Consider the following 25122-nt stretch of genomic DNA (forward strand, 5'->3'; position numbering starts at 1 on the left):
CCGTCACCGTTTTGCTGCGGTCCTGCTCACAGGGGTGCAGCGGCCGGGTGGGTGTCCACGGCAGACCGTAGACTCGGGCGCCGTGGACACCACCCTCCAGGACCCGCTGATCGGGCATGTACTCGACGGCCGTTACCGCGTGGCCGAGCGGATCGCCGTCGGCGGCATGGCCACGGTCTACCGGGCGGTGGACACCCGCCTCGAACGCGAACTCGCCGTCAAGGTCATGCACCCCTCGCTGGCGGACGACGCCGAGTTCACCGAGCGCTTCATCCGCGAGGCCAAGTCGGTGGCCCGCCTCGACCACCAGAACATCGTCGGCGTGCTCGACCAGGGCCGCGATGGCGACTACGTCTATCTGGCCATGGAGTACGTGGCCGGCTGCACCCTGCGCGATCTGCTGCGCGAACGCGGCGCGCTGGCGCCGCGCGCCGTGCTGGACATCATGGAGCCGCTGCTGGCCGGCCTGGCCGCCGCCCACCGGGCCGGGCTCGTCCACCGCGACATCAAGCCCGAGAACGTACTGATCGGCGAGAACGGCCGGGTGAAGGTCGCCGACTTCGGTCTGGCACGCGGCGTCGACAACCAGACCTCGGCGGACACCGGCACGCTGCTGGGCACCGTCTCCTATCTGGCCCCCGAGCGCATCGAGCACGGCACCGCCGACCAGCGCGCCGACGTCTACGCCTGCGGGGTGCTGCTGTCCGAGCTGCTGACCGGCGCCAAGCCGCACAGCGGCGATTCGGCGGCCCAGGTGCTGTTCGCGCATGTGCACCGCGATGTGCCGCCGCCCTCGGAGAGCGTTCCGGGGCTGGCCCCGGGCCTGGACACCCTGGTGACGCGCGCCGCCGCCCGTACCCCGCAGGACCGGCCGGCCGACGCCGCGGCGATGCTGGCGCTGGTCCGGGAGATACGCGCCGAGCTGACCGACGAGGAGCTGGACAACCAGCCGCCGGGCGCCACGGAGCCCACCGGGACGGCGGAGCCGGAGGCGGCCACCGAGACCGTACGGAAGCCGCCGGCCGGCTCTGGCGTCGGCCCGGACGACCGTACGAGCGTGGTGCCCCGCCCGGCGGGCGTCCGCGCCACCGCCCCCGACGGCCCGGACCGGGGCGTGGTGGGCCACACCACCCGGATCGAGCTGCTGCGGCAGGAGCCGGCCGGGGAAGAGGACGAGGACTTCGCCCCGGCGGAACGGCGCCGGCTGCCGCGCCGCGCCGTACTGGCGCTGGTCGGCGCCGTACTGGCGGTGCTGGGGATCGGCGCCGGGATCTGGTACATCAACTCCGGGCAGTTCCTGCCCACCCCCGGCGTGTACGGGGTGCCGCAGGCCGAGGCCGAGCAGACGCTGCGCGACGCCGGGCTCAAGGTGACGGTCGCCGAGGCGTACCACGAGACCGTGGACGCGGGCCACGTCATCTCCACCGATCCGGCGCGCGGCGAGCGGGTCCGCAAGAACGCCACCGTCACCATCACCGTCTCGCAGGGCCCGGCCGTGGCCACGGTGCCCAATCTGCGCGGCATCCCGCTGGCGGAGGCCAAGGCGCAGCTCGCGGACGCGGGCCTGACGCCGGGCGCCGAGACCCGGGAGTTCTCCACCGAGGTGCCGCTGGGCTCGGTGATCTCCACCGACCCGGCGCCCGGTACGCAAAAGCGCCCGGACGCGGCGGTGGCCCTGGTGGTCAGCCGGGGCCCGGAGCTGGATGTCCCGGATGTGACGGGCGTGGCGGAGGGCACCGCGATGCAGCGGCTGACCGAGGCCGGGTTCGAGGTGGAGATCGCGCCGGAGCGGGTGTTCTCCGAGGAGGAGTCGGGCACCGTCGCCGAACAGTCCCCCGGGGCCGGCGAGAGCGCCGGTGAGGGCGATGTCATCACCCTCACCATCTCCAAGGGCCAGGAGATGATCGTGGTGCCCGATGTGCGCGGCGAGTCGGAGAGCGAGGCCCGGCGGATCCTGGAGGAGGCGGGCTTCGAGGTGTCCGTGAACCGCCTCTTCTTCACCGGCAACGTCTTCAATCAGTCCGTCTACGGCGGGGACAGCTCCCCGCGCGGATCGACCATCACCATCTGGGTCCGCTGAGCGGCGGTCCGGGCTGAGGCGGGGGTCACATTCCTGACCACGGTGCGCCCCCGCCGGTGTGATGCGCGCCATAGGGCGTCGGTCACATACGACGCTGCTTAGTGTTTTCCGAATGAGCGCCGAGGGCCGTAAAAAGCTCGGGAAATCTCGGGGACAACCCTGGGGAAAGCCTCCGTGATCCCTCATGGCCGCCCTGCCTCCAGCACTACCCGCATTAGTATTCGTGACCTTTGCGCGGGGTTTTCCGCTGCTGCTACGAAAGGCCGTCGCAGTAATCGCGAGAACGTGAGGTCCCCCGCATGACCGCTCAGCTCCCCGCTCCCCGCCGAAGTCGGCTGTCCCGGCTTCAGAAGTCCGCCACGACCGCTGTCGCCGGCTGCGGCGTGGCGGCCATCGCCTTTACCCTGGTGCCCACCGCCAGCGCCGCTGAGCCCACCGGCACGGACAGCTCCGCCCCGTCCGTCGCCTGGGTGCTGAAGGCCAACGACATCCCCGGTCAGCGGCAGCACGGCGGCGACCACGGCGCCGCCGAGGCCGACGCGGCCGGTTCCCAGGACGTGGCCCAGTCCCTCCAGAAGACCCTGCGGGCGCTGGCCCCCGAGACCCACACCCGGCAGAGCGAGCGGATAGCCGCCGAGCACGCCGCCCAGGAGCTGGCGCGGCAGCAGGCCGAGGCCGAGCGGGTGGCCGCCGAGCAGGCCGCCAGCCGGGCCGCCGAGCGGCAGGCGCTCCAGGACGCCGAGACCGCCGCCGCCGAGATCACCGCCGCCCCCGAGGCCCCGGCCCCGGCCGCCGAGCCCGCCGCCCCCGCGGCACCGGCCGCCCCCACCTACACCAATGACCTGGACGGCTGGATCCGTGAGGCGCTGGACATCATGGCCCAGCACGGAATTCCGGGCTCCTATGACGGCCTGTACCGCAACATCATGCGGGAATCCAGCGGCAATCCCAACGCGATCAACGACTGGGACATCAACTGGATCAATGGCACGCCGTCCATCGGACTGCTCCAGGTAATTCAGCCGACCTTCGACACGTATCACGTGGAAGGCACCGCCAACAGCCTTTACGACCCGGTCGCCAACATTGTGGCCGCCGCCAACTACGCCTGGCACCGCTACGGTTCGATCGACAACGTCAACGGCCCGTACTGAGTGGCGCGTACACCTGGCAAGCTGACCGGGTGACATCCGTTTCTCGCGACCGCAATCCCATGGGCGGCCACGTCCCCGTAGCCGGGGGCCTGGCCGCCCGTGGCATTCCGTACGCCACCGCCATGGGCGCCGAAACCCTCCAGGTCTTCGTCGCCAACCCGCGCGGCTGGGCCACCCCGCCCGGCGATCCGCGCCAGGACGAGGCGTTCCGTACGGCCTGCGCGGCGGGGCGGCTGCCCGCGTACGTCCACGCCCCGTATCTGATCAACCCGGGCTCAGCCGACCCGGCCACCGCCGAGCGCTCGGTGCGCTCGCTGCGGCATTCACTGCGCCGGGGGCGGGCGATCGGGGCGCTGGGGGTGGTGGTCCACACCGGCTCGGCGACGGGCGGGCGGAGCAGGGAGAGCGCGCTGGCCCAGACCGGGGAACTGCTGCTGCCGCTGCTCGACGAGCTGACCCACGACGACGATCCGCTGCTCCTGCTGGAGCCGACGGCGGGGCAGGGCGCGTCACTGTGCTCCCGGATCGCCGACCTGGAGCCGTATCTGGCGGCGCTGCGCGATCACCCCAGGGTGGGGATCTGCCTGGACACCGCCCATGTCTTCGCGGCCGGCCACGATCTGGCGGCGCCGGACGGTGTACGGGAGACGCTGGACGAGCTGGTACGGGTGGCCGGCCCCGGCCGGCTGCGGCTGATCCACGCCAACGACTCCAAGGCGCCGGCCGGCTCCCACCTGGACCGCCACCAGAACATCGGCGCCGGCCACATCGGCCGGGAGGCGTTCGCCGCCCTGCTGCGCCACCCCGCGACGGCCGGGGTCCCCTTCATCGTCGAGACGCCGGGCGGCCCGGAGGGCCACGCGGCGGACGTGGCGCTGCTGAAAAGCCTCAGAAGGGCACCGGCTCAGAGCTCGGGCCCGTCCCCCGGCTCCTCCTGATAGCTGTAGCGCTGCTCGCGCCAGGGGTCACCGACGTTGTGATAGCCGCGCTCCTCCCAGAAACCACGGCGGTCGGCGGTCATGTACTCGACGCCGCGCACCCACTTGGGGCCCTTCCAGGCGTACAGGTGGGGCACCACGAGGCGCAGCGGAAAGCCGTGCTCGGCGGTGAGCAGTTCACCCTCGTGGTGGGTGGCGAACACCGCACGCGGATCGGCGAAGTCGGCCAGCCGCAGATTGGCGCTGTAACCGTACTCGGCCCACACCATCACATGGGTGACGCCGGGCGCGGGCGGCACGAGGGACAGCAGGGTGGCGGCCCGTACCCCGCCCCATTCGGCGCCCAGCATGCTGAACTTGGTGACACAGTGCAGATCGGCGACCACCGTCTCGTACGGCAGGGCGCTGAACTCCTCGTGGTTCCAGCAGCGCTTGTCGCCGGAGGCGGTCGCCCCGAAGACGCGGAACTCCCAGCGCTCGGCCCGGAACCGCGGTACCGGACCGTAGTGGGTGACCGGCCAGCCGCGCTGCGCCCGCTGCCCCGGAGGAAGCCCGCCGGCCACCTGTCGCGTGTCCGCTTCCTCCTCCGAACGGCTTTCCGGGTGCCCCATCCCTCCATGGTGACAGACCTGACATGCACAGCGGGCACCGCCACCCCTCACAGCCCCGGAAGTCGGAGGAAAACGGGTAATTCGGTAAGCCTTCGCTTACTGGACGTAATCCCCCCATGGGTGCCACGATGCCTCGAACACCAGCCCCTTCTCGCGGAAGGAGCGCGCTGCCATGCAGGGCGATCCCGAGGTCATCGAGTTCCTGAATGAACAGCTCACCGCCGAACTGACCGCAATCAACCAGTACTTCCTGCACGCGAAGATGCAGGAGAACTTCGGCTGGGTGAAGCTCGCCAAGTACACCCGCGCCGAGTCCTTCGACGAGATGCGGCACGCGGAGGTGCTCACCGACCGGATCCTGTTCCTGGAGGGGCTGCCGAACTACCAGCGGCTCTTCCATGTCCGGGTGGGCCAGACGGTCACCGAGATGTTCCAGGCGGACCGCCAGATCGAGGTCGAGGCGATCGACCGCCTGCGCCGTGGCATCGAACTCATGCGCGCCAAGTCGGACATCACCTCGGCCAAGCTCTTCGAGTCCATCCTCAAGGACGAGGAGCACCACATCGACTACCTCGACACCCAGCTGGAACTCATCGAAAAGCTCGGCGAACCCCTGTACATCGCCCAGCAGATCGAGCAGCCCAGCGAAGCCTGACCCCGCCCGGGCGGGGCAGCGAACCACCCCGAGCGCCTGCCCCGCCCGCCCGCCCACTGCGAGGTCAGCAGCCGTACGCCTCCTTGGCGGAGGTCATGAATGCGGCGGTGAATTCCTTCATCAGCCGGCGGCCCTCTTCTGATTCCGCCTCAGCCGCATAGTTCCGCACGTTGATTTCCAGCTCCGCTGTCTCACCCACCCCCGGGCATGGCGTCTGCACCAATGAACCGCCCGAATCGAGAAGTGCGTACTCACCGCCTATGGTGTCCTCATAAGGAGATACGATGCCATAGACAGAGGGCGTCTGCCGATATTTTTCCATCAACCCATAAAAAGGGTCCTGGAATATCGTCAGATCCATCGACAGAACCCCCACTCCATCGGCATATACCCGGCACAAAAGGATCGACGTCGATGGTACAGGTTCCTTATCGGTTATCTCCCCGGCGGGGAGAATCTTCTCGGAGATGGCCGGATCCACCGCCATACCACAGAACTCTTCAGGAACCGCAAAATTCTCCGCCCGCACAAAAACCATATATCCGCCGAAGGCAAGAGAAATCCCGAGCAGCAAGCCAAGGACCGGCGCAGTCTTCTTCATGAACGGCCAATCACCCTCTGAGCGCCGGTGCTTCCACTATCCGCTCCATCTCTGATGATCTGCTCCGTCGTATACATCCATTCGTCATGATCAAGACCTTCTGGCGCTTGTGGATTCAACATACGCCACTGCCTCGCAATATCGTTGAGGTAGGAATTCTCCTTGCCATAGTAATCGGCTCGGGATTGCTCCAGCCCAGCTTCAGCGGTCGAGTTGGACCAATCCACCCATCTACTGGTCAACTGGTCAACCATGTGCTGAAGCGGCGTTCCGACGTATGGCGTATCTCCCAGCGTGGCACCGATGATGTTGTAGACGTTCTTCCCCACCCAGGACGAATCTTCGTGGTCGATCTCAAGGGCGGCATATCGGCCCTCCTCCAGAAATCCAATGGATCGCCCGATGCTGTTCAGTGTGTATGAGGGATCGCCCGTGGTGTCCGCCGTGATCTGCTGGGCATACTCGATCAGCATTGAGGTTTGCAGGACCTCGTATGCTTCCGGCGACCTGGATATCTGATTCGTCATTCTGGCCAGCTGGGCCGAGTCCAGAGGGATACTGCTCCCCGAGTGGTTGCGCGCCGTTTCATACACTTCGGATCGGTACTCTCCCAGCAGCCCCGCCATACCCTCGCGGAAGTCGGCATCGAAGTCATTGCCCGTCCCCGCACCCACCTCCAGGACGTGGTTGAACAGCCGCAATTGCTCAGCCGTGTGCTCGGGGGACACCGGGGAAGGCTCGTCGGAACTGCGACCCGAGGTGGCCGCCAGGAGGGCATCCATGACGGCGTCCTTCGCCGCGCTGCGGCCGGACTCCGTCTCCTCGCTCAGATTCGGCGCGTAGGACCGTTCGTCCAGGAAGTACGCCGTGTTGTCCGTGGGCTCCTTCTTGGAGAAGAACGCGTAGGACGCGTCCGGGTTGTTGTCCAGCGCCCGCATGAAGCCGGTGGCCGGGTCGTAGCGGAACTCCAGGCCGGGCAGGGTGGTCGTGGTCGGCGGGACCCAGTAGGTGGCATCCCCCGCACGCTGCTCGATGACGACCAGGCGCTCCCCGTACGCTGTGAGGTACCCCTCACCCCACTCCCCGTACCGCATCAGATCGCTCATGACTTGCGCGCCGTACAGCGAGCTGCCGTACTGCGGGCCCTGCAACTGGTCCATCTGGTCCAGAACATCGGCCTGCCACTGGGCCATCCCCGGACCGCCGGCCCGGGTGGCGGTGCCAAGGGTGCTGCCAAGGGCCTCGCGGAGTTCTTCAACCGTGCGGATGTACTCCTCGCTCGGTTCCTGGTCGGGGTCCAGCAGCACCAGGTTTGACCAGAAGTCCAGAACCCCGTCCGCCCCCAGCGTGGTGGCGAGGTAGACGGCGAAGTACTCGTTGTCCTGCTGGGCTTCGGTGATCTCCGTGACGCGGGCCAGCCCCTCAGGGGTCAGATAGTCACCCGAGCGGTACAGCTCAGCCACCTCTGCGGCGTCCGCGAGGCCCTGCGCGCGTTCGGCGTCCACCATATCCACCACCGACGGCACCTCGAAGGGCTCGCCATCCTCGCCGGCCAGCTCGTCGAGGGCACGGGACGCGGTCCGGTCGGCCTCTGCGGAGTCGCCCAGGATCTCCTGGATACATCTGCTGATGTAGTCGGCGTCGCCCTGCTGCTGCTCCCCCACCAGGTGGCGCGTGGTGCTGTTCCAGCGCTCCATCCGTTCGAATTCCTCATCCGAATATGGGCCGTTCGCCCGGGCATGGAGAGGGATGGTGGAGTGGATACTGCCGTCGGTGTGGATACCCAGATTGAGCCCGGCCGCCTCTGCGCCCAACGCGATGAGGTCCTCCCGCGCCTTCCGCTGCCTCTCCACCAGGCCGGCGAGAACCGTGTGGATGGCGAAGGCGGTCTCGTGCGCGTACTGGAAGCGCCGGCCGGTGAGGGTGAGGAAGGGTTTGGCGACATCCGCGGTCTGCCCCTGCCAGTCCAGCGGCTGCACCTTCGTCAGAAGGCCGTGCTCGGCCTCCTGCGCGAGTTCGCCGAGGCGGCTTGCCAGGGTGTTCCAGTCCTCCGCCGCAGTTGCCAGATTGCTCAGGTTCAGCTGGTAGAGCTGTTCATATGTGGGCATCGCGGCCCCCGCTCGCGCCCGTGCCCCACATGCCGGCGATCTCGGAGGTCGGAGGGTCCGGTTCCAGCGCGACGATGGCCGGATTGCCGGCTCCCGTGGCCGCGTTGACCCGGTGGAGCTGGGCGGTGATGTCCGCCTCCAGCTCGTTGAAGGAGGTGGCGGAGGAGCTGAGCCCGTCCTCGATGGTCTGGCAGTCGGCCACCAGGTCCATGGACTTGCGGAAGAAGCGGTTGACGACGTTGCTCAGCGACCCCGCGCTCGCGAGATCGGCGGCTCGCAGATCGCCGGCCGCGTGAACGCTGGCCGTGGTCGCCAGACCCGTCACGGAGGACAGACCGAAGCGCAGTTCGCGGGCGTCCCGGGCGATATCAGCCAGGGCTTCCGGGTCCAGGGAAAGGTCTGTGCTTGGGCTTCGCCCCTCCGGGGGTGGGGTGTCGCTCGCGCCGCCGTCCCAGTCCTGGTGGTCGCGTTGTGGAGGGCTGTCGGCCGGCCGCTCGGGCGGTGGGGTGTCGTACCCCGTGCCGCCGTCCCAGTCGGAGTTGAGCCGGGTACGTATCTCGTCGTCCCCCGGTGACATGCTTCCCCCCGTGGTGAGTTACCGGATCCGGCACTCACCGTACCAAGCGGGGATCAGACCGTGGCCGGAACCTGGGGGCGTTCCCGTTCTGCTTCGGGGGTCGTGGCACGGCGGGGGCAGGGGCGGCCCAGGAGGCCCTGGATGCGGCGGACGCAGGAGCCGCAGTCCGTGCCGGCGCCGCTGGTGGCGGCGATCTGGCGGGGGGTGCAGGCGCCTGCCGCCGCGTGTTCGCGGACCTGGTCCTCGGTGATGCCGAAGCACGAGCAGACGTACAACCTCTTCACCTCCCGCAGTGATCATTCCGGCCTCTAGTAAGGCAAACCTCACCTTACCTTCCCTTTCGCGGACAGAGAACAGGGCCCCGGTGTGTGCTGGCGCACTCCGGGGCCCCGCTCCACGCTCCCGGGGGTCAGCCCCGGTACATCTCCGCCACCAGGAAGGCCAGGTCCAGCGACTGGCTGCGGTTCAGCCGCGGGTCGCACGCCGTCTCGTAGCGCTGGTGCAGGTCGTCGACCAGGATCTCGTTGCCGCCGCCGACGCACTCGGTGACGTCGTCGCCGGTCAGCTCCACATGGATGCCGCCGGGGTGGGTGCCCAGGCCCTTGTGGACCTCGAAGAAGCCCTTCACCTCGTCCAGCACATCGTCGAAGCGCCGGGTCTTGTGCCCCGAGGCCGCCTCGAAGGTGTTGCCGTGCATCGGGTCGCACACCCACGCCACCTGCGCGCCGGACGCGGTCACCCGCTCCACCAGCGGCGGCAGCGCGTCACGGATCTTGTCCGCTCCCATCCGGGTGATGAACGTCAGCCGCCCCGCCTCCCGCTCCGGGTCGAGCCGGTCGATCAGCGCCAGCGCCTCCTCCGGAGTCGTGGTCGGGCCGATCTTCACCCCGATCGGGTTGGAGATGGACGCCGCGAACGCGATGTGCGCCCCGTCCAGCTGCCGGGTCCGCTCCCCGATCCACACCATGTGGCCCGAGACGTCGTACAGCCGCCCGCTGCGCGAGTCCACCCGGGTCAGCGCCGCCTCGTAGTCCAGCAGCAGCGCCTCGTGCGAGGCGTAGAACTCCACCGAGTGGAACTCCGCCGGATCGGCCCCGCACGCCTTCATGAAGTTCAGCGCGTTGTCGATCTCCCGGGCCAGCGCCTCGTAGCGCTGTCCGGAGGCGGAGGTGCGTACGAAGTCCTGGTTCCAGGCGTGCACCTGGCGCAGATCCGCGTACCCGCCGGTGGTGAAGCCGCGCACCAGGTTCAGCGTGGCGGCGGAGGCGTGGTACATCCGGCGCAGCCGCTCCGGGTCCGGGATCCGGGCCTCGGGGGTGAACTCCGGGCTGTTGACGGAGTCGCCCCGGTAGGTGGGCAGCGACACCCCGTCCCGGGTCTCGGTCGGCTTCGAGCGCGGCTTGGAGTACTGGCCGGCGATCCGCCCCACCTTCACCACCGGGACCGCCGCCGCGTAGGTGAGCACCGCGCTCATCTGGAGCAGCGTCTTCAGCTTCGCCCGGATCTGGTCGGCGCTGACCTGGTCGAACGCCTCGGCGCAGTCGCCGCCCTGGAGCAGAAACGCCTCGCCCCGTGCCACGCTCGCCAGCCGGGTCCGCAGCTGGTCCGCCTCGCCCGCGAACACCAGCGGCGGATAGCCCTCCAGGTCCGTGGTCACAGCGCGCAGAGCCTCAAGGTCCGGATAATCGGGCTGCTGCGCCGCGGGCAGGTCTCGCCAGGAGGAAGCGATGGAGAAGCTGCTGTCAGCGTTCACGGTCACCCGGCCAAGGTTACGGGGTCGGGTCGGCTCGGTTTCCCCGCGTTCGGGAAGTGAGACAGGGGCCACGGCAGGCGCTATAGTCCACCGCATGCGCACGCAGCAGCTCCGTAACTGGTGGTGGCCCGCTCATCCGGCGGCCCACTGACTGCGCGCACCCTGCACCACACGACGCGAAGGCCGCCCGAGGGGCGGCCTTCGGTGTATCCGGCCACCGTCCCTGGGGCTCTCACTCACTGGGGACATTCATGGGACACCACGAGCCATCGCCCGCCGCCGCCGGCGCCGTCGTCGAGCGGCTGCTGGCCGGCACCGAACCGTTCGCCCTGCTGTACCGCCGCACCCCGGGGCGGATCCGGTCAGGCGCCGGGACCGTCGAGGTGCTGACCGGCCCGGTCCGCACGGTTGACCGGATCGGCGCCATTCCGCTGCCCGAGCGGCCCGGCATCGGGGCGCTGGCCCTGGTCCCGTTCCGGCAGATCACCGAGCGCGGCTTCGAGGCGACCGACGACGGCACCCCGCTGTCCGTGCTCGTCCCCGACCGGGTGGACGAGCTGCCGCTGCCGCAGCTCCTCGACGCGCTGCCCGCGCACCCCGTCACCGTCGCCGACGGCCGCTTCGACATGGACGACGCGGCGTACGAGGAGATGGTGCGCACCGTGCTGCGCGAGGAGATCGGCGGCGGCCAGGGCTCCAACTTCGTGATCCGGCGTACGTTCACCGGCCGGATCGACGGCTTCGGCCGGTCCCAGGCGCTGGCGCTCTTCCGGCGGCTGCTGGCCGGCGAACGCGGCGCGTACTGGACCTTCGTGGTGCACACCGGCGAACGCACCCTGGTCGGCGCCAGCCCCGAGGTGCATGTCCGGATGCGCGGCGGCACCGTCGTGATGAACCCCATCGCCGGCACCTACCGCTATCCGGCGACCGGCCCCGACCCCGACGCGCTGCTGGACTTCCTCGCCGACCGCAAGGAGATCGAGGAACTGTCCATGGTCGTCGACGAGGAACTCAAGATGATGTGCGCGGTCGGCGACCGGGGCGGGGTGGTGATCGGGCCGCGGCTGCGGGAGATGGCGCATCTGGCGCACACCGAGTACGAGCTGCGTGGCCGCAGCACCCTGGATGTCCGGGAGGTGCTGCGCGAGACGATGTTCGCCGCCACCGTCACCGGCAGCCCGGTGGAGAACGCCTGCCGCGTCATCCGCCGCCACGAGCCGACCGGCCGCGGCTACTACTCGGGTGCCCTGGCACTGCTGGGACACGACGCGGCCGGCGCCCAGACCCTGGACTCGCCGATCCTCATCCGCACCGTGGACATCGCCGCCGACGGCGCGCTCAAGCTGGGCGTGGGCGCCACCTTGGTACGCGGCTCCGACCCGGCCGGCGAGGTGGCCGAGACCCACGCCAAGACCGCCGGGGTGCTGGCCGCCCTCGGCCAGCCGGTGACCGCCGCGCCCCGTGAGCCGGTACGCGGCACCCCCGCCCCCGTACTGGCCGCCGACCCCCGGGTACGCGCCGCCCTGGACGCCCGGCGCGCCGACCTCGCGCCGTTCTGGCTGCGGATGCAGGACCTCACCCCGCGCCGCCCCACCGGCCCCACCGGAGCGGCCGGGCGGGTGCTGGTGGTCGACGGCGAGGACACGTTCACCTCGATGCTCGCCCATCTGCTGCGCACCACCGGCGCCGACGTCACCGTGGAACGCTTCGACGCCCCCGGGCTGCCCGCCCGCGCCGCCGCCCACCCCGGGCCGGTGATGCTCGGCCCCGGCCCCGGCGACCCCAATGACACCGGCGACCCCAAGATGCGGCTGCTGCGTGAGCTGACCGCCGCCTTGCTGGGCGGGCCGCACGCCGGCGGTCTGCTCGGTGTCTGCCTGGGCCATGAGCTGATCGCCGCCGAGCTGGGCCTGGAACTCGTCCGCAAGGAGCATCCGTTCCAGGGCGCGCAGGAGCGGATCGACTTCTTCGGCCGCCAGGAGACGGTCGGCTGCTACAACTCCTTCACGGCCCGCTGTGACACCGACACCGCGCACGAACTGCTCGCGCACGCCATCGAGGTGAGCCGCGACCCGGCGACCGGGGAGGTGTCCGCGCTGCGCGGCGAGGGCTTCGCCTCGGTGCAGTTCCATCCCGAGTCGGTACTGACGCTGAACGGCCCGGCGATCGTCGCCGAGTTGCTGCGTCACTCGGTGTCGAGCCCGCGCTCTATCGCGTAGCGGACCAGCTCCACCCGGCTGTGCAGTTGCAGCTTGCCGAGGGTGTTCTGCACATGGTTCTGCACGGTGCGGTGCGAGATCACCAGCCGGTCGGCGATCTGCCGGTAGGTGAGCCCCTTCGCGACCAGCCGCAGCACCTCCGTCTCCCGCTCGGTCAGCTGCGGCACCTCGGGACCGTCCTCGCCCGCGGGCGGCGGTCCCGAGGCCAGCCGCCGGTACTCGCCCAGCACCAGGCCGGCGAGCCCCGGGGTGAAGACCGGGTCGCCCTCGGCGGTACGGCGTACGGCCTCGGCCAGTTCCTCCGCGCTGGCCGACTTCACCAGATAGCCGGTGGCCCCCGCCTTCACCGCCTCCAGCACGTCCTCCTGCTCACCGCTGGCCGACAGCACCAGCACCCGTGGCCCGGGGTCCGCCCCGGCGCCCCGGTCGCCGGCCAGCAGCCGCCGGCACACCTCGGCCCCCGGCAGCCCCGGCAGATTCAGGTCGAGGACCAGCACATCGGGCCGTACCGCCCGGGCCCGGCGCACCGCCTGGGGGCCGTCCCCGGCCGTGGCCACCACCTCGAACCCGGCCGCGCCCAGATCCCGGGCCACCGCGTCCCGCCACATGGGGTGGTCGTCCACCACCATCACCGTGACCGCGCTCATCGCCGGACGCCCCTTCGCTGCTTGGGCACTCGCAGCTCCACCTCGGTGCCCTGCCCCGGCACCGAGATCCAGCGCGCGCTGCCGCCCAGCTCCCGCAGCCGCCCCCGGATGGACAGCGCCGCCCCGAGCCGCCCCTCGGCCTCGGCCGCCGCCAGCCGCCCCTCGGGGATGCCGGGGCCGTCGTCGCGTACGGTCACGGTGATCTCCTCCGGCTCGTCCTCCAGCAGAATCCAGGCCGCCGCCGGCTCCCCGGCCGGGCCGGCGGCGTGCCTGCGCACATTGTCCAGGGCGGCGCCGACGGCGGCGGCCACGGTACGGGCGGCGGCGGCCGGCAGGGGTACGGGGCAGCCGGGCCCGGCGTACGTGACCGGTCCGCCGGGACCGCCGGCCGCCGCCGTGAGCAGCGTCCGCAGATCCACCTCGGCGTCCGGGTCCGGGGCCGGGTCCTCGGCACGGAACGGCACCGGCCCCGGCGCGGGCGGCGCGCCGTCCCCGTCCTCCAGCCGCTGCCCGGTGACCAGCACGCGCAGCGCCACCTCCTGCTCCCCCGCCAGCCGCCCCAGCTCGGCCGCCTCCCCGCCGATCGCCGTGCCGCGCCGCTGCACCATCGCCAGCGTCTGGAGGACACTGTCGTGGATGTCGCGGGCCAGCCGCTCCCGTTCCCGGTTGGCCGCCTCGATCCGCAGCGCCCTGGCCAGGGTCCGCTCGCTGGCCCGCGCCACCTCCACCACATAGCCGATCGCGATGCTCGCCACGCACACCAGCAGCACGTTGTGCAGCGCGCTGCGCGAGAAGTGGCCGTCCTCGACCAGATTGGCGGCCCCCACCAGCGCCGACCCGAACGCCGCCCACCGCCAGCCGCTCTTGATGGCCACCGCGATCACCGCGCCCGCCACCCAGATCGAGGGCAGCGTCGGCCCCACCCGGCCGGCCGGGTCCGCCAGCGAGCTGAGCAGGATGCCGCTCACCGCCATCGTCAGGTCCAGCGCCAGGAAGCGGCCCGTGCAGCGCTCCGCCGAGGTGACGTTGGGGAGCGTCGCCAGCGTCCAGGCCGTCAGCAGCGCCAGATAGCCGGCGCCGAGCAGCGGCCGGCCGTAGTCCCCGTACCCGAGCCCGAACAGCGCCAGCGCGTACCCCAGGGTGACCACCCGGTATCCGGTGAGCGCCCGCCACAGCGGTTGCTCCACCGATATGCCGGAGGCCGGTTCCGCCGCCGGCCGCCGCGCCGTCTCCGCCTTGCCGACCAGCCGCATCCTCCCGGACCCCTTCTCGTCAGTCGGGCGTGGCTTCCTTGGCCTCCGCCTTCTTCCGCTTCGCCTCCTCCTCCATGGCCTTCTTGACCACCGAGGCGTAGGTGTCCACGTACTCCTGCCCGGAAAGCTTCATGATCGCGTACATCACCTCATCGGTGACCGAACGCAGGATGAAGCGGTCCCCCTCCATGCCCTGATACCGGGTGAAATCCAGCGGCGCCCCGATCCGGATGCCCGGCCGCATAAGTTTGGGCATCACCTTGCCGGGCGGCTGGATCTTCTCCGTGTCGATCATCGCCACCGGCAGCACCGGCGCGCCGGTCGCCAGCGCGACCCGGGCCAGCCCGCCGGGCCGGCCACGGTAGAGCCGGCCGTCCGGCGAGCGGGTGCCCTCCGGGTAGATCCCGAACAGCTCGCCGCGCTCCAGCACCGCGATGCCGCTGCGCACCGCCGCCTCCCCCGCCCCGCGCGTGCCGGAGCGGTCCACCGGCAGCTGGCCGACGCCCTTGAAGAACGCGGCCGTCAGCTTCCCCTTGACCCCGGGGGAGTTGAAGTACTCGGATTTGGCGATGAAGGTGACCTTGCGGTCCAGCATCACCGGGAGGAAGAAGGAGTCCGAGAAGGACAGGTGATTGCTCGCCAGGATCGCCGGACCCTCGGCCGGCACATGCTCCAGGCCCTCCACCCAGGGTCGGAAGGCCAGCTTCAGCCCTGCTCCGACGGAAATCTTCATCGCGCCGTACAGCACTCCGCCAACCTCCTGTGTTCTTTCGTGCCCGACCCTACTGGGGATTTACTGTTCTTGGCGCCCCAGGGGGCACGTAGGCTGGCCATACCCCGACCCCGGACCCGTGCCGAACGGAGGCCCCGATGCCGCTGCTGAGCGGAGCCGAACCCTTCTCCCACGCGGGCTCGACCACCGGAGTGCTGCTGTGCCACGGCTTCACCGGCAGCCCCCAGTCCCTGCGGCCGTGGGCGCGGCGGCTGGCCGAACGCGGCCACACCGTCGCGCTGCCGCTGCTGCCGGGACACGGCACCCACCCGCGCGATCTGCGGGTGACCGGCTGGCAGGACTGGTACGCGGCCGTCGACCGTGAACTGCGGGAGCTGACCGACCGCTGCGAGCAGGTGTTCGTGTGCGGGCTTTCCATGGGCGGCACCCTGGCGCTGCGGCTGGCCGCCCGGCACGGCGACCGGATCGCCGGCGTCGCGGTCGTCAACCCGGCGATCACCTTCCCGCGCCTGAAGGGGTACGCGCTGCCGCTGCTGCGGCATGTGGTGCCCAGCGTGCGCGGGGTGGTGGGCGACATCCGCAGACCGGACGCCCCGCCCGAGGTCGGCTACGACCGGGTGCCGCTGCCCGCCGCGTCCGCGCTGCGGCAGCTGGTGCACCTGGTACGCGGCGAACTGCCGCAGGTCACGCAGCCGCTGCTGCTGATGCACAGTGCGGTGGACCATGTGGTGCCGCCGGGCGACTCGGCCGTCGTGCTGGGCTCGGTGTCCTCCACCGATGTCACCGAGCTGGTGCTGGCGGACAGCTATCACGTGGCCACCCTGGACCACGACGCGGAGCGTATCTTTCAGGAGACGGACGCCTTCATCACCCGCGTCATCCGCCCCGCGACGAGGAAGACCGCCAGTGACGGAACGTGACCAGGAGCGCGGCGAGGGCCGCGACCCGATCGACGAGGAAGCCGCCTGGGCGCAGATCGTCGCCGGCTACGGCGACGAGCCGGCCGATCCGCCCGGGGTGTGGCCCAAGGGGGACGATCTCGATCTGACCGACACGGTGGACCGGGTGCCGCCGGCCACGGAGAGCAGCGCGGGCGCGGACGGCTCGGGCGCGGAGTCGGCCGGTACCGCGGGCACCGCCACGGAGGAGGGCGGCACCGTCTCGGGTACGGGCACCGGCCCGTGGTCCGGCAGCGGCCCGCGTGACTACGCCCCCGGTGAGGACCCGGACGGCGACCACTTCGTCCCGCCGGAGCCGCCGCCGCTGCCCGAGACCGATCTGACCACCAAGTTCGCCTGGCTGGCGGTGCTGGGCGGGCCGCTGCTGCTGCTCGGCTCGGTGCTGCTCCAGCAGGAGATGACCTGGTGGATCATCACGCTGGGCCTCGGGGGCTTCCTGGGTGGCTTCGCCACCTTGATCTCCCGGATGCGCGACGGCCACGACGACGAATGGACGGACCCGGGCAGCGGCGCGGTGGTGTAGGGGCCGCGGCCGGTCCGTCACGGCAGCCGGAGGGTGGCCAGGACGGGCAGGTGGTCGCTGGCGGCGCGCAGGTCGTGCTCGTCGAGGCCGGGCAGACCGGCCGGCACCCCGCAGCTCAGCACCTCCACCGGCGCTGTGGTGAGCACGGCGTCGATGCGGGCGGCGGGGTCGGTGGCGGGGTAGGTGTGCTCGCCGCCCCGGGGAGCGGCGGCCCAGGCGTCGGTGAGATCGCGGGTGAGCAGCCCGAACGCCGGCCCGCCCGGTGGCTCGTTGAGGTCGCCGGCGAGCACGGCGGCCGGGGCGCCGAGCGCGGCGAGCCGCTCCCGTACGAGCGGCGCGTGCGCCCGCCGTTCGGCGGCCCGCAGCCCCAGGTGGCAGCTGACCACGGCCAGCCGCGCGTCGGCGCCGAACCGCAGCACGGCGCAGGCCAGCCCGCGCCGGTGCAGCCCTGGGGTGTACGGGAGGGTCACCTCCGCCACCCGCTCGATCGTGGGCCGCAGGGTGGTCATGATCATCGTCCCGCAGGAGGGGGCGCCGCCGGTGACGTACAGGAGTCCGGTGGCCCGCCCCAGCCGCACGGCCCGCCGGCGCCAGCCGAAGAACCGCGGCGCCTCCTGAAGCGTCATCACATCGGGCGCACAGGCCCGGATCACCCGGGCCAGCGCGGCGGTGTCGTCGCGCAGCGACCGGACGTTGTAGCTGAGCAGACGCACGACGGCGGGCATGGCCCCGAGGCTAACCCCCGCCGGCCGCACACTTCACGGAAGGCACACCATGAGCCGATCGCCGATACCCGGCCTGTCCTGGTGGCGCGCGGACCCGGAGCGGTGGCAGCTGCTGGAGTTCTCCGGGCAGGACGGGGAGGACGGACTGCCCGTCGATGCCCACGCGGAGGACCGGCGGCGGGTCCTGGAAGCCCTGACCCTCGATCCGCACCCGGATGACGGGGACTTCGCCCGCCATCTGCTGGTCCAGGAGACCCAGTGGCACGGCTTCACCTGGGGCTTCGGTCACACCATCGAGCTGGCCGCCCTCCGGGTCGCGCAGGAGTGCCGTACCGAGGACGTCTGGTTGCTGTGGGACGCCGTGTCCCGCAGCTTCGACACCTGGTGCGGTCTCCCGCACGAGCTGCTGCTCGCCGCTGGGGTGGCCGCCACCCGCCGGTACGTCCAGGGCGCCGACCACCCCGACCGGGAGGGCCTGCTGGCGTGTCTGAACGAGATGGCCCAGGTCACCGACGAGGAGGTGACCACCGCCCTGACCGGGCGGCGCCACCACTACGCCGGGCAACTCGCCGAAGCGGCCGTCGGGTAGGACGGCGGGGCGCGGGGCGCTCAGCCCTGGCGGGCCAGGTCCGCCGCGCCGACCAGTCCGGCCCGGTTGCCCAGCTTGGCCGCCACCACCTGCGCGTGCGGGCGGTAGCGGCTGCCGACCAGCCAGCGGCGGAAGGACTTGCGGATCGGCTCCAGGACCAGGTCGCCCTCGTCGGAGACGCCGCCGCCCACGATGAACGCGGACGGGTCGAAGAGCGAGGCCAGGTCGGCGAGCCCGGCGCCCGCCCAGCGGGCCAGCTCGCGGAAGGAGTCGATCGCCACCGGGTCGCCCTGCCGGGCGGCGGCGGACACATGGCGGCCCTCGATCCCCTCGGGGGTGCCGTCGCCCTCCGCCAGCAGGATGGTGGCCGCGTCGGGGGTGGCGCTGGCCCGCTGCCGGGCGTACCGCACCAGGGCCCGCCCCGACGCGTACTGCTCCCAGCAGCCCTGGCTGCCGCAGCCGCACAGCAGGCCGTCCGGCACCACCCGGATGTGGCCGAACTCGCCGGCCACCCCGAACCGGCCTCGGTAGAGCCGGCCGCCCATGATGATGCCGCCGCCCAGCCCGGTGCCCAGGGTGATGACCACGACGTCGTCGTGCCCGGCGCCGGCGCCGAAGCGGTATTCGCCCCAGGCGGCGGCGTTGGCGTCGTTCTCGACGACGACCGAAAGGCCGACGCGCTGCTCGACCTTGTCCTTGAGCGCCTCGTGCCGCCACTTGATGTTCGGCGCGAACAGCACGGTGGCGCGCTTGTCGTCGACGTAGCCGGCCGCGCCGATCCCCACGGCCTCGGCCTTGCTGCCGCGCCCCACGGTCTTGACTGCCTCGGCGATGGCCTCCACCACTCCCTCGGGGGTGGGCGGCGTGGGCACCGTGCTGGTGTCGAGGATCGTGCCCTCTTCGTCGACCACACCGGCCGCGATCTTGGTGCCGCCGATGTCAACGCCGATGGTCAGTCCCATGAAGTCCTCGATACAGTCAGTCGATCCCCGCCGGCGAACACCGTACCGTGCGATCAGTCCAGATCAATGCGCTGGGCCGGGCCGGACGGCGGCCCGTCGTCGCCCTCCCCGGCCCGCTCGGCCGGCTTGTCCTGGCCGGCCTGGCGCTGGTAGCCGATCACCGCTGCCCGGTAGGCGGCCACCAACTCCGCGCCGGCGTTGGACAGATGCTGGAGCACATCGGGGTTGACGGCCGACTTGGCGCGGGCGGCCAGAAGCGTCGCGTCGGCGCCGAAGCGGGCACCGATCCGGCCGGCCTCCTCGGTGATCGCCGTCATGAGCTTGCGCAGCTCCTCGGCGGTGTCCCCGTGCCCGGAGGGCCCCGTACGCTCCCGGAACCGGGCCCGTTCGGCGGCGAGATCTTCCGCACAGGCCCGCTCCCAAGCCTGCGGATCGGCCTCGGCCGGCCGCTCGGCCGGCCGCTCGGTCGGCCGCTCGGCCGGCCGCTCGGTCGGCCGCTCGGTCGGCCGCTCGGTGGGCTGCTCCGGGGACTGCTCGGACGGCTGCTCGGTGGGTTCGCTCATGGCGGGCTCCTGGCACGGCGGCTGCACTTCGTGGATGCCTTCGACGTTACTCCGGATCGGGGGCGAACCGTACGGCGAGGGCTCCCGATTCCTCCAGGGCGGCGCCGGTGACCGCGCGGTGCCGCAGCTCGGGCGGGACCGGCAGGGCTCGGCGGAAGGGGCCGACGGTGATGAAAAGCTCCTCGCCGCGCCGCACCAGGTCCAGTTCGGCGCGGGTCGCGCCGGGCAGCGGCAGCCGCCAGGTGTACGGGGCGGCGTCCTCCCGTACCGGCTGCGGGCGCCGTATCCCCTCTTCCGGCGCCAGGTCCAGCAGGCCGCTCGCGGCCAGTTCGGTCAGCTCCGCCTCGCCCGGGGTGCCGCCCAGGTGCGGGATGTCGCGGGTCTCGGCCGGCAGCGCGTCGAGGGCGGCCTGCTGGGCCGCCGCCAGTTCGCGCAGCCAGGGGTCGGGGGAGCCGGCCGGCAGGACCCGGTTGGCGAGCACCGCCTCCAGGGCCAGGCCGTGCAGGGCCAGGCCGGACCGGGCCTGCCGTACGGCGGCCGGGGCCCGCACGGTGGGCTCGACCACCACCCGGACCGCCGTCCGTGGCGAGGTCAGCAGGGTGTGCAGCCCGTCCAGGTCCGCCGCCCAGCGGCCGGCCGCCTCGTACGGGAGGCCGGCCAGCTGTGCCAGCAGCGACGCGGGGCGCCCGCCGGGGAGCAGCCGGCGTACGTAGCGGGCCAGCAGTTCGGGCAGGGCGAGCAGCCGGATCGCCTCGGTGACCGGCGGCAGGTCGACGACGAGGGTCTGCCACTGCCCGGAGCGGTGCGCCCGGGCGAGCGCGGCCAGCAGCGCCAGCCCGTCGCTGCCGGGGAGTTCGGTGAGCTCGTCCTCGTGCAGCGGCGCGGTGCCCGCCTGCCGCTGGAGCCCGAGTACGCCCTCCCGGAACCACTGCCCGGCGTCCGGCCGCACCGCCGCCACCCCGGACAGGGTGCCGACCTCCCGCCCCAGCAGCAGCACGGTGCGGCCCCGGCGCGCCTCGGCCAGGGCGGTGCCGGCCGCGACGGTGGTGGTCCCGGCGCCGCCCGGGCCGGTGACCAGCAGCACCCGCGGCGGCGTCATCCGGCGATCGCCCCGCCGCTCTCCACCCGCTTCTTCAGGCCGTCCAGCGCCCGCTCGATGATGACTTTCTCGGCCTTGCGCTTGATGGTGCCCAGCATCGGGATCTTGACGTCGACGGTCAGCTGGTAGGTGACCTCGGTGTGCTTGCCGCCGTCCACCGGTGCCAGCCGGTAGGAGCCGTCCAGGGAGCGCAGCAGCTGGGACTTGACCAGCGACCAGCTGACCTCGTCGGTGTCCGACCACGCGTACGCCAGGGTGTGTTCGTCCTTGATGGCGCCCGCGTCCAGCACCAGCCGCACCTGCTCGGCGCGGCCCCGCTCGTCCGTGCCGAGCACCTCGGCCTCGCGCACCTCACCGGTCCACTCGGGGTAGCGGCCGAAGTCGGCGATCACCGCCATGACATCGGCCGGGGTGGCGTCGATGGTGATGCTCGACCTGGTGTGTTCGGCCATCGGAGGTGGCTCCTTGTTCCGCGCGCTGTCGTCGTTCAGTGGGTGGGGGATTCGTCACCGGGAAGGCTATCGCGGGCCGCCGCTAGAGCAGTTCCCGCAGCCGCTGCGCGAGCAGGTCCCAGCGCCACTTCTCCTCGACCCACTGGCGGCCCCGCTCCCCCATCCGCTTGCGCAGCCCGGGATCGCGCAGCAGCGTGATGATCCGCTCGGCGGTCTCGGCGGCGGCGCCGGGCGCCCCGCCGCGGACGATCCAGCCGGTCTCGCCGTCGAGCACCGCGTCGGGCGCGCCGCCCGAGTCGCCGGAGATCACCGGCAGTCCGGTCGCGGACGCCTCCAGATAGACGATGCCCAGGCCCTCCACGTCGAGGCCGCCGCGCCGGGTGCGGCAGGGCATGGCGAACACGTCGCCGGCCCCGAAGTGGGCGGGCAGCCGCTCCCACGGCACCGGGCCGGTGAACCGTACGGAACCGGCCACCCCGCTCTCCTGTGCGAGCCTCTCCAGATCCTTGCGGTACGGGCCGTCGCCGACGATCAGCAGGACGGTGTCGGGCTCGGCGGCCAGGATCCTGGGCATCGCCCGGATCAGGGTGTCCTGTCCCTTGCGCGGCACCAGCCGGGAGACGCACACCACCACGGGGCGGTCGGTGAGCCCCAGTTCGGCGCGTACCGCCTCGCCGCCCGAGCCGGGGTGGAACAGCTTCTCGTCGACGCCGGGCGGCAGTTGCACCATCCGGCCGGCCGCCTCCCCGGTGAGCGCGGCGGCGATCCGGGAGCGGGTGTACTCGCCGAGGTAGGTGACGGTGTCGGTGCCCTCGCCGATGCGGCGCAGCAGTTGCCGGGCGGCGGGCAGCTGGGCCCAGCCGGCCTCGTGACCGTGGCTGGTGGCGACCAGCCGCTGGGCGCCGGCCTTGCGCAGCGCGGGCCCGAGCAGTCCGAGCGGGGCGGCGGCGCCGAACCACACCGACTCGCAGTCGTGGGTGCGCAGCAGATTGACGGCACGCCGGGTGACGCGCGGGGTGGGCAGCAGCATCGTGGTGCGGTCCCGGATGACCGGGTACGGCTGCTCGGCGTCGAACGCGGCGGTGGCGGCCCGGCCTTCCTTGTCGCGCTTCCAGGTGGAGGCGTACACCACCACCCGGTCCGGCTCCAGGCGCAGGGCCATGCTGTGCAGGAACGCCTGGATGCCGCCGGGGCGCGGCGGGAAGTCATTGGTGACGATCAATGTCTTACGCATCACGGGCGAGCGTAGCGGGTGGCCGGCGGCGGGCCGGGGCTCAGGGTCGGACGACGGAGTGCAGCGGCATCATGCCGACCGGGTCCGTGCGTACCTGGGCACCGGGGTAGGGGGCGTGGATGACCTGGCCACCGCCCACGTACAGGGCGACGTGGCTGGCGTCGGCGCGGTAGACGACGAGGTCGCCGGGCTGGGCGGCGGTCAGCGGGACGGGGGTGCCGGCGGCGGCCTGGGCCTGGGAGGTGCGGGGCAGGGCGATCCCGGCCTGACGGTAGGCCCACTGGGTGAGGCCGGAGCAGTCGAAGGAGGAGGGACCGGCCGAGCCCCAGGCGTACGGGCTGCCGAGGACGCCCCGGGCGGCGCTGAGGGCGGTGGCGCCGCGGCCGGTCCCGGTGGTGGCGACGGCGGGGGCCGGTGCGGTGGCCGGTGCGGTGGCCGGCCGGGCCCGCTGGGCGGCGCGTTCGGCCTGCTCGCGTTCGGCGCGCTCGCGTTCGGCGTGTTCCTCGGCGGTGAGCCGGTCGTACTGGGCCTGGGCGGTGGCGAGCTTGCGCAGGACCGTCTGCTTCTCGCGGGCCAGCCGGGCGCGCTCGTCGGCGAGTTCGTCGAGCTTGTCGCCGGCCTCGGCGCGGCGCTGTTCCAGGGTGCGCTGGGCGGCCCGCAGGTCGCGCAGCTCGCCCGAGCGTCTGCTGCCGGCCCGGTCCAGGGCGGCGGCTCGGGCGAGGTAGCTGTCCGGGTCGTCGGAGAGCATCAGGGTCACGGTGGGGTCCATGCCGCCGGCCCGGTAGTGCGCGGCGGCGGCCGAACCCAGGGAGCGGCGGGTGTCGTTGACGGCCTGCCGGCCGGTCTCCACCCGCCGCTGGTAGCGCTCGGCCTCGGCGGTGAGCCGTTCGACGCGTTCGGCGGTGTCGTTGTACGCGTCCACGGCGCGCTCCGCCTCGGCGAACAGCTCGTCCACCCTCCCCCAGGCCGGCGCCTGGGAGGTGCCCCCTGGGGCGCTGACCAGGTCGGTGGCGGGCGCGGCCACGGCGGGCGCGCTGCCCAGGGCGACCGCGGCGGTCGCGGCGGCGGACAGGACGGAGGCGCGGGCCGCGCGGCCCTGGCCGTGGTGCGGGGGACGCCGGTGGGATGCCACTGCGCGCCGTGCTCCCTTCGGTGGGGGTACCTGAGGGGAGCAGAATCTAGTGGCGGCGCGGCCGGGTATGGCGCATCCCGGACCGGGGCGTATCCGGCGCGGTGTGGTCGCGCCGCAGGTCAGCGGGGGTCGGCGGCCACGGCAAGGGGCCGCCGATTCACCCGGATGGAGGATTGTGTCGGGTCAGATGACCATCGGCGGCGATCAGCCGACGCGGACCCCGAACTGGAACGGCATGGTGTGCAGCCCGGTGTACTCCACGTACTTGCCGGTGCCCGGCGAGTGCAGTACCTGGCCGTTGCCGGCGTAGATCCCCACGTGGTGCAGGTCGCCGTAGAACAGCACGATGTCGCCGGGCGCCAGCTGGCTCTCGCTGACCCGGGTGCCGGCGTTGGCCTGCTGCTGGGAGGTGCGCGGCAGCTGGACGCCGGCCTGGGCGAAGGACCAGGTGGTGAACCCGGAGCAGTCGAAGGAGTTCGGGCCGGTGGCGCCCCACACGTACGGGGAGCCGACCTTGGTGGCGCCGGCGGCCAGCGCGGACTGGCCGCGCGAGGAGCCGGTGCCGTCCAGTACGGGGCGGGTGTCGCTGCCGCCACGGTTGGCGCGCTCGGCGGCGGCCTGCGCGGCGGCGGCTTCCTCGGCCTCGGCGGCGGCGATCGCCGCGCGCTCCTCCTCGGTCAGCTGGTTGAGCAGCGTCTGGGCCTCGCTGAGCTTGCCCTGGATGGTGTCCCGGCGGTCCTTGATCTCATCGCGGGCCTCCTCCAGTTCGGCGAGCTTGTCGGTGGCCTCGTCGCGCTGCTGGGCGAGGGTGCGCTGCTTGGTCTCGATCAGCTGAAGCGTCTCGGCCTGCTTGCCGGTGATCTGGCTGAGGGTGGAGGCGCGTTCGAGGTACGCGTCGGGGTCGCCGGAGAGGAAGAGCTGTACGGAGGGGTCGAGGCCGCCGGTGCGGTACTGCGCGGCGGCGATCGAACCCAGGCCGGAGCGCAGCTCGTTCAGCTCCTCCTGGCCACGGGCGGCGGAGTCCTGGAGGGTCTCCACCTCTTCCTGGAGCTGGCCCTCGCGCTCCTTGGCGCCGTTGTACTCCTCGGTCGCGATGGCCGCTTCCTCGTGGAGCTGGTCGACCCGCTCCTGGACCTGTTCCTTGGTCTCGGCGGCCTGCGCGGCCTGGGAGCTGAGGGCGACGGTGGCGGCGGCGGTGGCGCCGAAAACGGTCACCCGGGCGCGGCTCGGGGGCTTGGGACGACGGTGGGACGCCACTGGGGCGATCTCCTTCTTCCTCAGCCGCCTGCCGGGTGTGGGGGCTTGGCCCCGGCTCCGCGCATCGGCCGCGGAATCGGCGGTACCCTCACGGCCACCCTGGATGGGTGAGCGACCGCGCGAAGGTTCGAGGCCCGACCCTAGCGAGGCGTTGTTCCCTCATTCAAATCCCCGCGGACATTTTTTACTTACCTCACACGCCGAGCGACCACGGCTCACCCAGTGTGCGGAGCACACGGGGGCAGATCGCCCCGGACCAGCGGAAAAACCGGCATGGCGGGTGAGATCCGGGCAACCG

Annotated in this window: 26 protein-coding genes; 9 read left to right on the top strand and 17 right to left on the bottom strand. The window is 72.0% G+C overall.

The features are described from left to right. Nucleotides 1-82 precede the first annotated feature (82 nt). The 3 genes from pknB to AC5WRL_RS05185 all read left to right on the top strand — a co-directional run bounded on the left by pknB (nt 83) and on the right by AC5WRL_RS05185 (nt 4172). The gene (gene pknB, locus AC5WRL_RS05175) at nt 83-2080 is read left to right on the top strand and encodes a Stk1 family PASTA domain-containing Ser/Thr kinase (protein ID WP_496087086.1); all 1998 of its coding nucleotides are present in this window, start codon (nt 83-85) and stop codon (nt 2078-2080) included. Nucleotides 2081-2379: 299 nt separating this feature from the next. Beyond that, nucleotides 2380-3234 carry a transglycosylase SLT domain-containing protein gene (locus AC5WRL_RS05180; protein ID WP_496087087.1) on the top strand — a complete coding sequence of 285 codons (855 nt, stop codon included), beginning with the start codon at nt 2380-2382 and terminating at the stop codon, nt 3232-3234. Nucleotides 3235-3293: 59 nt separating this feature from the next. Further along, entirely contained in the window at nt 3294-4172 is an 879-nt protein-coding gene (locus AC5WRL_RS05185; RefSeq protein WP_496087520.1) for a deoxyribonuclease IV, read from the top strand. Here the strand turns inward: AC5WRL_RS05185 and AC5WRL_RS05190 are convergent. Further along, entirely contained in the window at nt 4139-4783 is a 645-nt protein-coding gene (locus AC5WRL_RS05190) for a sulfite oxidase-like oxidoreductase (protein WP_496087088.1), read from the bottom strand. The two genes, AC5WRL_RS05185 and AC5WRL_RS05190, sit on opposite strands and share 34 nt — an antisense overlap. A gap of 172 nt (nt 4784-4955) precedes the next feature. On the opposite strand from AC5WRL_RS05190, the gene bfr reads away from it, so the two are divergent. Beyond that, complete coding sequence (gene bfr, locus AC5WRL_RS05195) at nt 4956-5438, top strand: bacterioferritin (RefSeq protein ID WP_496087089.1); 483 nt, start codon at nt 4956-4958, stop codon at nt 5436-5438. 64 nt (nt 5439-5502) lie between these two features. On the opposite strand, the gene AC5WRL_RS05200 is transcribed toward bfr, so the two are convergent. The 5 genes from AC5WRL_RS05200 to AC5WRL_RS05220 form a co-directional block, all read right to left on the bottom strand. Continuing rightward, nucleotides 5503-6039: a hypothetical protein gene (locus tag AC5WRL_RS05200; protein ID WP_496087090.1), complete on the bottom strand. Its 537-nt coding sequence runs from the start codon at nt 6037-6039 to the stop codon at nt 5503-5505. Then, nucleotides 6036-8147, bottom strand: a complete 2112-nt coding sequence (locus tag AC5WRL_RS05205; RefSeq protein WP_496087091.1) for a hypothetical protein — start codon at nt 8145-8147, stop codon at nt 6036-6038. Before AC5WRL_RS05205 ends, AC5WRL_RS05200 begins: the two co-directional genes overlap by 4 nt. Beyond that, nucleotides 8134-8724 (bottom strand): hypothetical protein, encoded by a 591-nt coding sequence (locus tag AC5WRL_RS05210; protein ID WP_496087092.1) that lies wholly within the window; start codon nt 8722-8724, stop codon nt 8134-8136. The genes AC5WRL_RS05205 and AC5WRL_RS05210 overlap by 14 nt, the downstream gene beginning before the upstream one ends. 53 nt (nt 8725-8777) lie before the next feature. Beyond that, nucleotides 8778-8999, bottom strand: coding sequence for a (2Fe-2S)-binding protein (locus tag AC5WRL_RS05215; RefSeq protein WP_496087521.1), 222 nt, complete (start codon nt 8997-8999; stop codon nt 8778-8780). Nucleotides 9000-9133: 134 nt separating this feature from the next. Next, complete coding sequence (locus AC5WRL_RS05220) at nt 9134-10483, bottom strand: class II 3-deoxy-7-phosphoheptulonate synthase (RefSeq protein WP_496087093.1); 1350 nt, start codon at nt 10481-10483, stop codon at nt 9134-9136. Between the two features lie 88 nt (nt 10484-10571). Between AC5WRL_RS05220 and AC5WRL_RS05225 the strand changes: the two genes are divergently transcribed. Together AC5WRL_RS05225 and AC5WRL_RS05230 are read left to right on the top strand one after the other, a co-directional pair. Beyond that, nucleotides 10572-10628, top strand: a complete 57-nt coding sequence (locus AC5WRL_RS05225) for a trp operon leader peptide (protein WP_496087522.1) — start codon at nt 10572-10574, stop codon at nt 10626-10628. A gap of 100 nt (nt 10629-10728) precedes the next feature. Beyond that, nucleotides 10729-12696: an anthranilate synthase family protein gene (locus tag AC5WRL_RS05230; protein ID WP_496087094.1), complete on the top strand. Its 1968-nt coding sequence runs from the start codon at nt 10729-10731 to the stop codon at nt 12694-12696. Here AC5WRL_RS05230 and AC5WRL_RS05235 read toward each other — a convergent pair. From AC5WRL_RS05235 to AC5WRL_RS05245, 3 genes are read right to left on the bottom strand one after another with little or no spacing between them, the layout of a single operon-like run. Further along, the gene (locus AC5WRL_RS05235; RefSeq protein WP_496087095.1) at nt 12663-13343 is read right to left on the bottom strand and encodes a response regulator; all 681 of its coding nucleotides are present in this window, start codon (nt 13341-13343) and stop codon (nt 12663-12665) included. The genes AC5WRL_RS05230 and AC5WRL_RS05235 overlap by 34 nt on opposite strands. After that, a complete protein-coding gene (gene macS, locus AC5WRL_RS05240) occupies nt 13340-14596 on the bottom strand; it encodes a MacS family sensor histidine kinase (protein WP_496087096.1) in 1257 nt (418 codons plus the stop codon). Before macS ends, AC5WRL_RS05235 begins: the two co-directional genes overlap by 4 nt. A 19-nt stretch (nt 14597-14615) precedes the next feature. Then, nucleotides 14616-15329, bottom strand: a complete 714-nt coding sequence (locus AC5WRL_RS05245) for a lysophospholipid acyltransferase family protein (RefSeq protein ID WP_496087097.1) — start codon at nt 15327-15329, stop codon at nt 14616-14618. 137 nt (nt 15330-15466) lie between these two features. Between AC5WRL_RS05245 and AC5WRL_RS05250 the strand changes: the two genes are divergently transcribed. Continuing rightward, complete coding sequence (locus AC5WRL_RS05250) at nt 15467-16249, top strand: alpha/beta hydrolase (protein ID WP_496087098.1); 783 nt, start codon at nt 15467-15469, stop codon at nt 16247-16249. Continuing rightward, entirely contained in the window at nt 16236-16811 is a 576-nt protein-coding gene (locus AC5WRL_RS05255) for a hypothetical protein (protein ID WP_496087099.1), read from the top strand. Before AC5WRL_RS05250 ends, AC5WRL_RS05255 begins: the two co-directional genes overlap by 14 nt. 17 nt (nt 16812-16828) lie before the next feature. Here AC5WRL_RS05255 and AC5WRL_RS05260 read toward each other — a convergent pair whose 3' ends face one another. Then, nucleotides 16829-17536, bottom strand: coding sequence for an endonuclease/exonuclease/phosphatase family protein (locus AC5WRL_RS05260; protein ID WP_496087100.1), 708 nt, complete (start codon nt 17534-17536; stop codon nt 16829-16831). Between the two features lie 49 nt (nt 17537-17585). On the opposite strand from AC5WRL_RS05260, the gene AC5WRL_RS05265 reads away from it, so the two are divergent. After that, nucleotides 17586-18125, top strand: coding sequence for a hypothetical protein (locus tag AC5WRL_RS05265; RefSeq protein ID WP_496087101.1), 540 nt, complete (start codon nt 17586-17588; stop codon nt 18123-18125). A gap of 20 nt (nt 18126-18145) precedes the next feature. Here the strand turns inward: AC5WRL_RS05265 and AC5WRL_RS05270 are convergent, their stop codons facing one another. From AC5WRL_RS05270 to AC5WRL_RS05300, 7 genes are all read right to left on the bottom strand, one after another. Continuing rightward, nucleotides 18146-19087 carry an ROK family glucokinase gene (locus AC5WRL_RS05270; protein WP_496087102.1) on the bottom strand — a complete coding sequence of 314 codons (942 nt, stop codon included), beginning with the start codon at nt 19085-19087 and terminating at the stop codon, nt 18146-18148. A gap of 53 nt (nt 19088-19140) precedes the next feature. Further along, nucleotides 19141-19650 carry a DUF5304 family protein gene (locus AC5WRL_RS05275; RefSeq protein ID WP_496087103.1) on the bottom strand — a complete coding sequence of 170 codons (510 nt, stop codon included), beginning with the start codon at nt 19648-19650 and terminating at the stop codon, nt 19141-19143. Between the two features lie 46 nt (nt 19651-19696). Further along, nucleotides 19697-20749 (bottom strand): ArsA family ATPase, encoded by a 1053-nt coding sequence (locus AC5WRL_RS05280; protein WP_496087104.1) that lies wholly within the window; start codon nt 20747-20749, stop codon nt 19697-19699. Beyond that, nucleotides 20746-21201, bottom strand: coding sequence for an SRPBCC family protein (locus tag AC5WRL_RS05285; RefSeq protein ID WP_496087105.1), 456 nt, complete (start codon nt 21199-21201; stop codon nt 20746-20748). The genes AC5WRL_RS05280 and AC5WRL_RS05285 overlap by 4 nt, the downstream gene beginning before the upstream one ends. Nucleotides 21202-21283: 82 nt before the next feature. After that, nucleotides 21284-22435, bottom strand: a complete 1152-nt coding sequence (locus tag AC5WRL_RS05290) for a glycosyltransferase family 4 protein (RefSeq protein ID WP_496087106.1) — start codon at nt 22433-22435, stop codon at nt 21284-21286. Nucleotides 22436-22475: 40 nt separating this feature from the next. Continuing rightward, complete coding sequence (locus AC5WRL_RS05295; RefSeq protein WP_496087107.1) at nt 22476-23567, bottom strand: C40 family peptidase; 1092 nt, start codon at nt 23565-23567, stop codon at nt 22476-22478. 204 nt (nt 23568-23771) lie between these two features. Next, nucleotides 23772-24824: a C40 family peptidase gene (locus AC5WRL_RS05300; RefSeq protein WP_496087108.1), complete on the bottom strand. Its 1053-nt coding sequence runs from the start codon at nt 24822-24824 to the stop codon at nt 23772-23774. Nucleotides 24825-25122: the final 298 nt, after the last annotated feature.

This window comes from Streptomyces sp. NTD107 (genome assembly GCF_059510435.1).

Bases quoted from the DNA above. Each gene is read 5' to 3' on its own strand.
- AC5WRL_RS05280 (WP_496087104.1), bottom strand. From the start codon at position 20,749: ATGACGCCGCCGCGGGTGCTGCTGGTCACCGGCCCGGGCGGCGCCGGG.
- macS (WP_496087096.1), bottom strand. From the start codon at position 14,596: ATGCGGCTGGTCGGCAAGGCGGAGACGGCGCGGCGGCCGGCGGCGGAA.
- AC5WRL_RS05200 (WP_496087090.1), bottom strand. From the start codon at position 6,039: ATGAAGAAGACTGCGCCGGTCCTTGGCTTGCTGCTCGGGATTTCTCTT.
- AC5WRL_RS05185 (WP_496087520.1), top strand. From the start codon at position 3,294: ATGGGCGGCCACGTCCCCGTAGCCGGGGGCCTGGCCGCCCGTGGCATT.
- bfr (WP_496087089.1), top strand. From the start codon at position 4,956: ATGCAGGGCGATCCCGAGGTCATCGAGTTCCTGAATGAACAGCTCACC.
- AC5WRL_RS05275 (WP_496087103.1), bottom strand. From the start codon at position 19,650: ATGAGCGAACCCACCGAGCAGCCGTCCGAGCAGTCCCCGGAGCAGCCC.
- AC5WRL_RS05270 (WP_496087102.1), bottom strand. From the start codon at position 19,087: ATGGGACTGACCATCGGCGTTGACATCGGCGGCACCAAGATCGCGGCC.
- AC5WRL_RS05190 (WP_496087088.1), bottom strand. From the start codon at position 4,783: ATGGGGCACCCGGAAAGCCGTTCGGAGGAGGAAGCGGACACGCGACAG.
- AC5WRL_RS05265 (WP_496087101.1), top strand. From the start codon at position 17,586: ATGAGCCGATCGCCGATACCCGGCCTGTCCTGGTGGCGCGCGGACCCG.
- AC5WRL_RS05250 (WP_496087098.1), top strand. From the start codon at position 15,467: ATGCCGCTGCTGAGCGGAGCCGAACCCTTCTCCCACGCGGGCTCGACC.
- AC5WRL_RS05245 (WP_496087097.1), bottom strand. From the start codon at position 15,329: ATGAAGATTTCCGTCGGAGCAGGGCTGAAGCTGGCCTTCCGACCCTGG.
- AC5WRL_RS05290 (WP_496087106.1), bottom strand. From the start codon at position 22,435: ATGCGTAAGACATTGATCGTCACCAATGACTTCCCGCCGCGCCCCGGC.
- AC5WRL_RS05285 (WP_496087105.1), bottom strand. From the start codon at position 21,201: ATGGCCGAACACACCAGGTCGAGCATCACCATCGACGCCACCCCGGCC.
- AC5WRL_RS05210 (WP_496087092.1), bottom strand. From the start codon at position 8,724: ATGTCACCGGGGGACGACGAGATACGTACCCGGCTCAACTCCGACTGG.
- AC5WRL_RS05180 (WP_496087087.1), top strand. From the start codon at position 2,380: ATGACCGCTCAGCTCCCCGCTCCCCGCCGAAGTCGGCTGTCCCGGCTT.
- AC5WRL_RS05230 (WP_496087094.1), top strand. From the start codon at position 10,729: ATGGGACACCACGAGCCATCGCCCGCCGCCGCCGGCGCCGTCGTCGAG.
- AC5WRL_RS05235 (WP_496087095.1), bottom strand. From the start codon at position 13,343: ATGAGCGCGGTCACGGTGATGGTGGTGGACGACCACCCCATGTGGCGG.
- AC5WRL_RS05205 (WP_496087091.1), bottom strand. From the start codon at position 8,147: ATGCCCACATATGAACAGCTCTACCAGCTGAACCTGAGCAATCTGGCA.
- AC5WRL_RS05260 (WP_496087100.1), bottom strand. From the start codon at position 17,536: ATGCCCGCCGTCGTGCGTCTGCTCAGCTACAACGTCCGGTCGCTGCGC.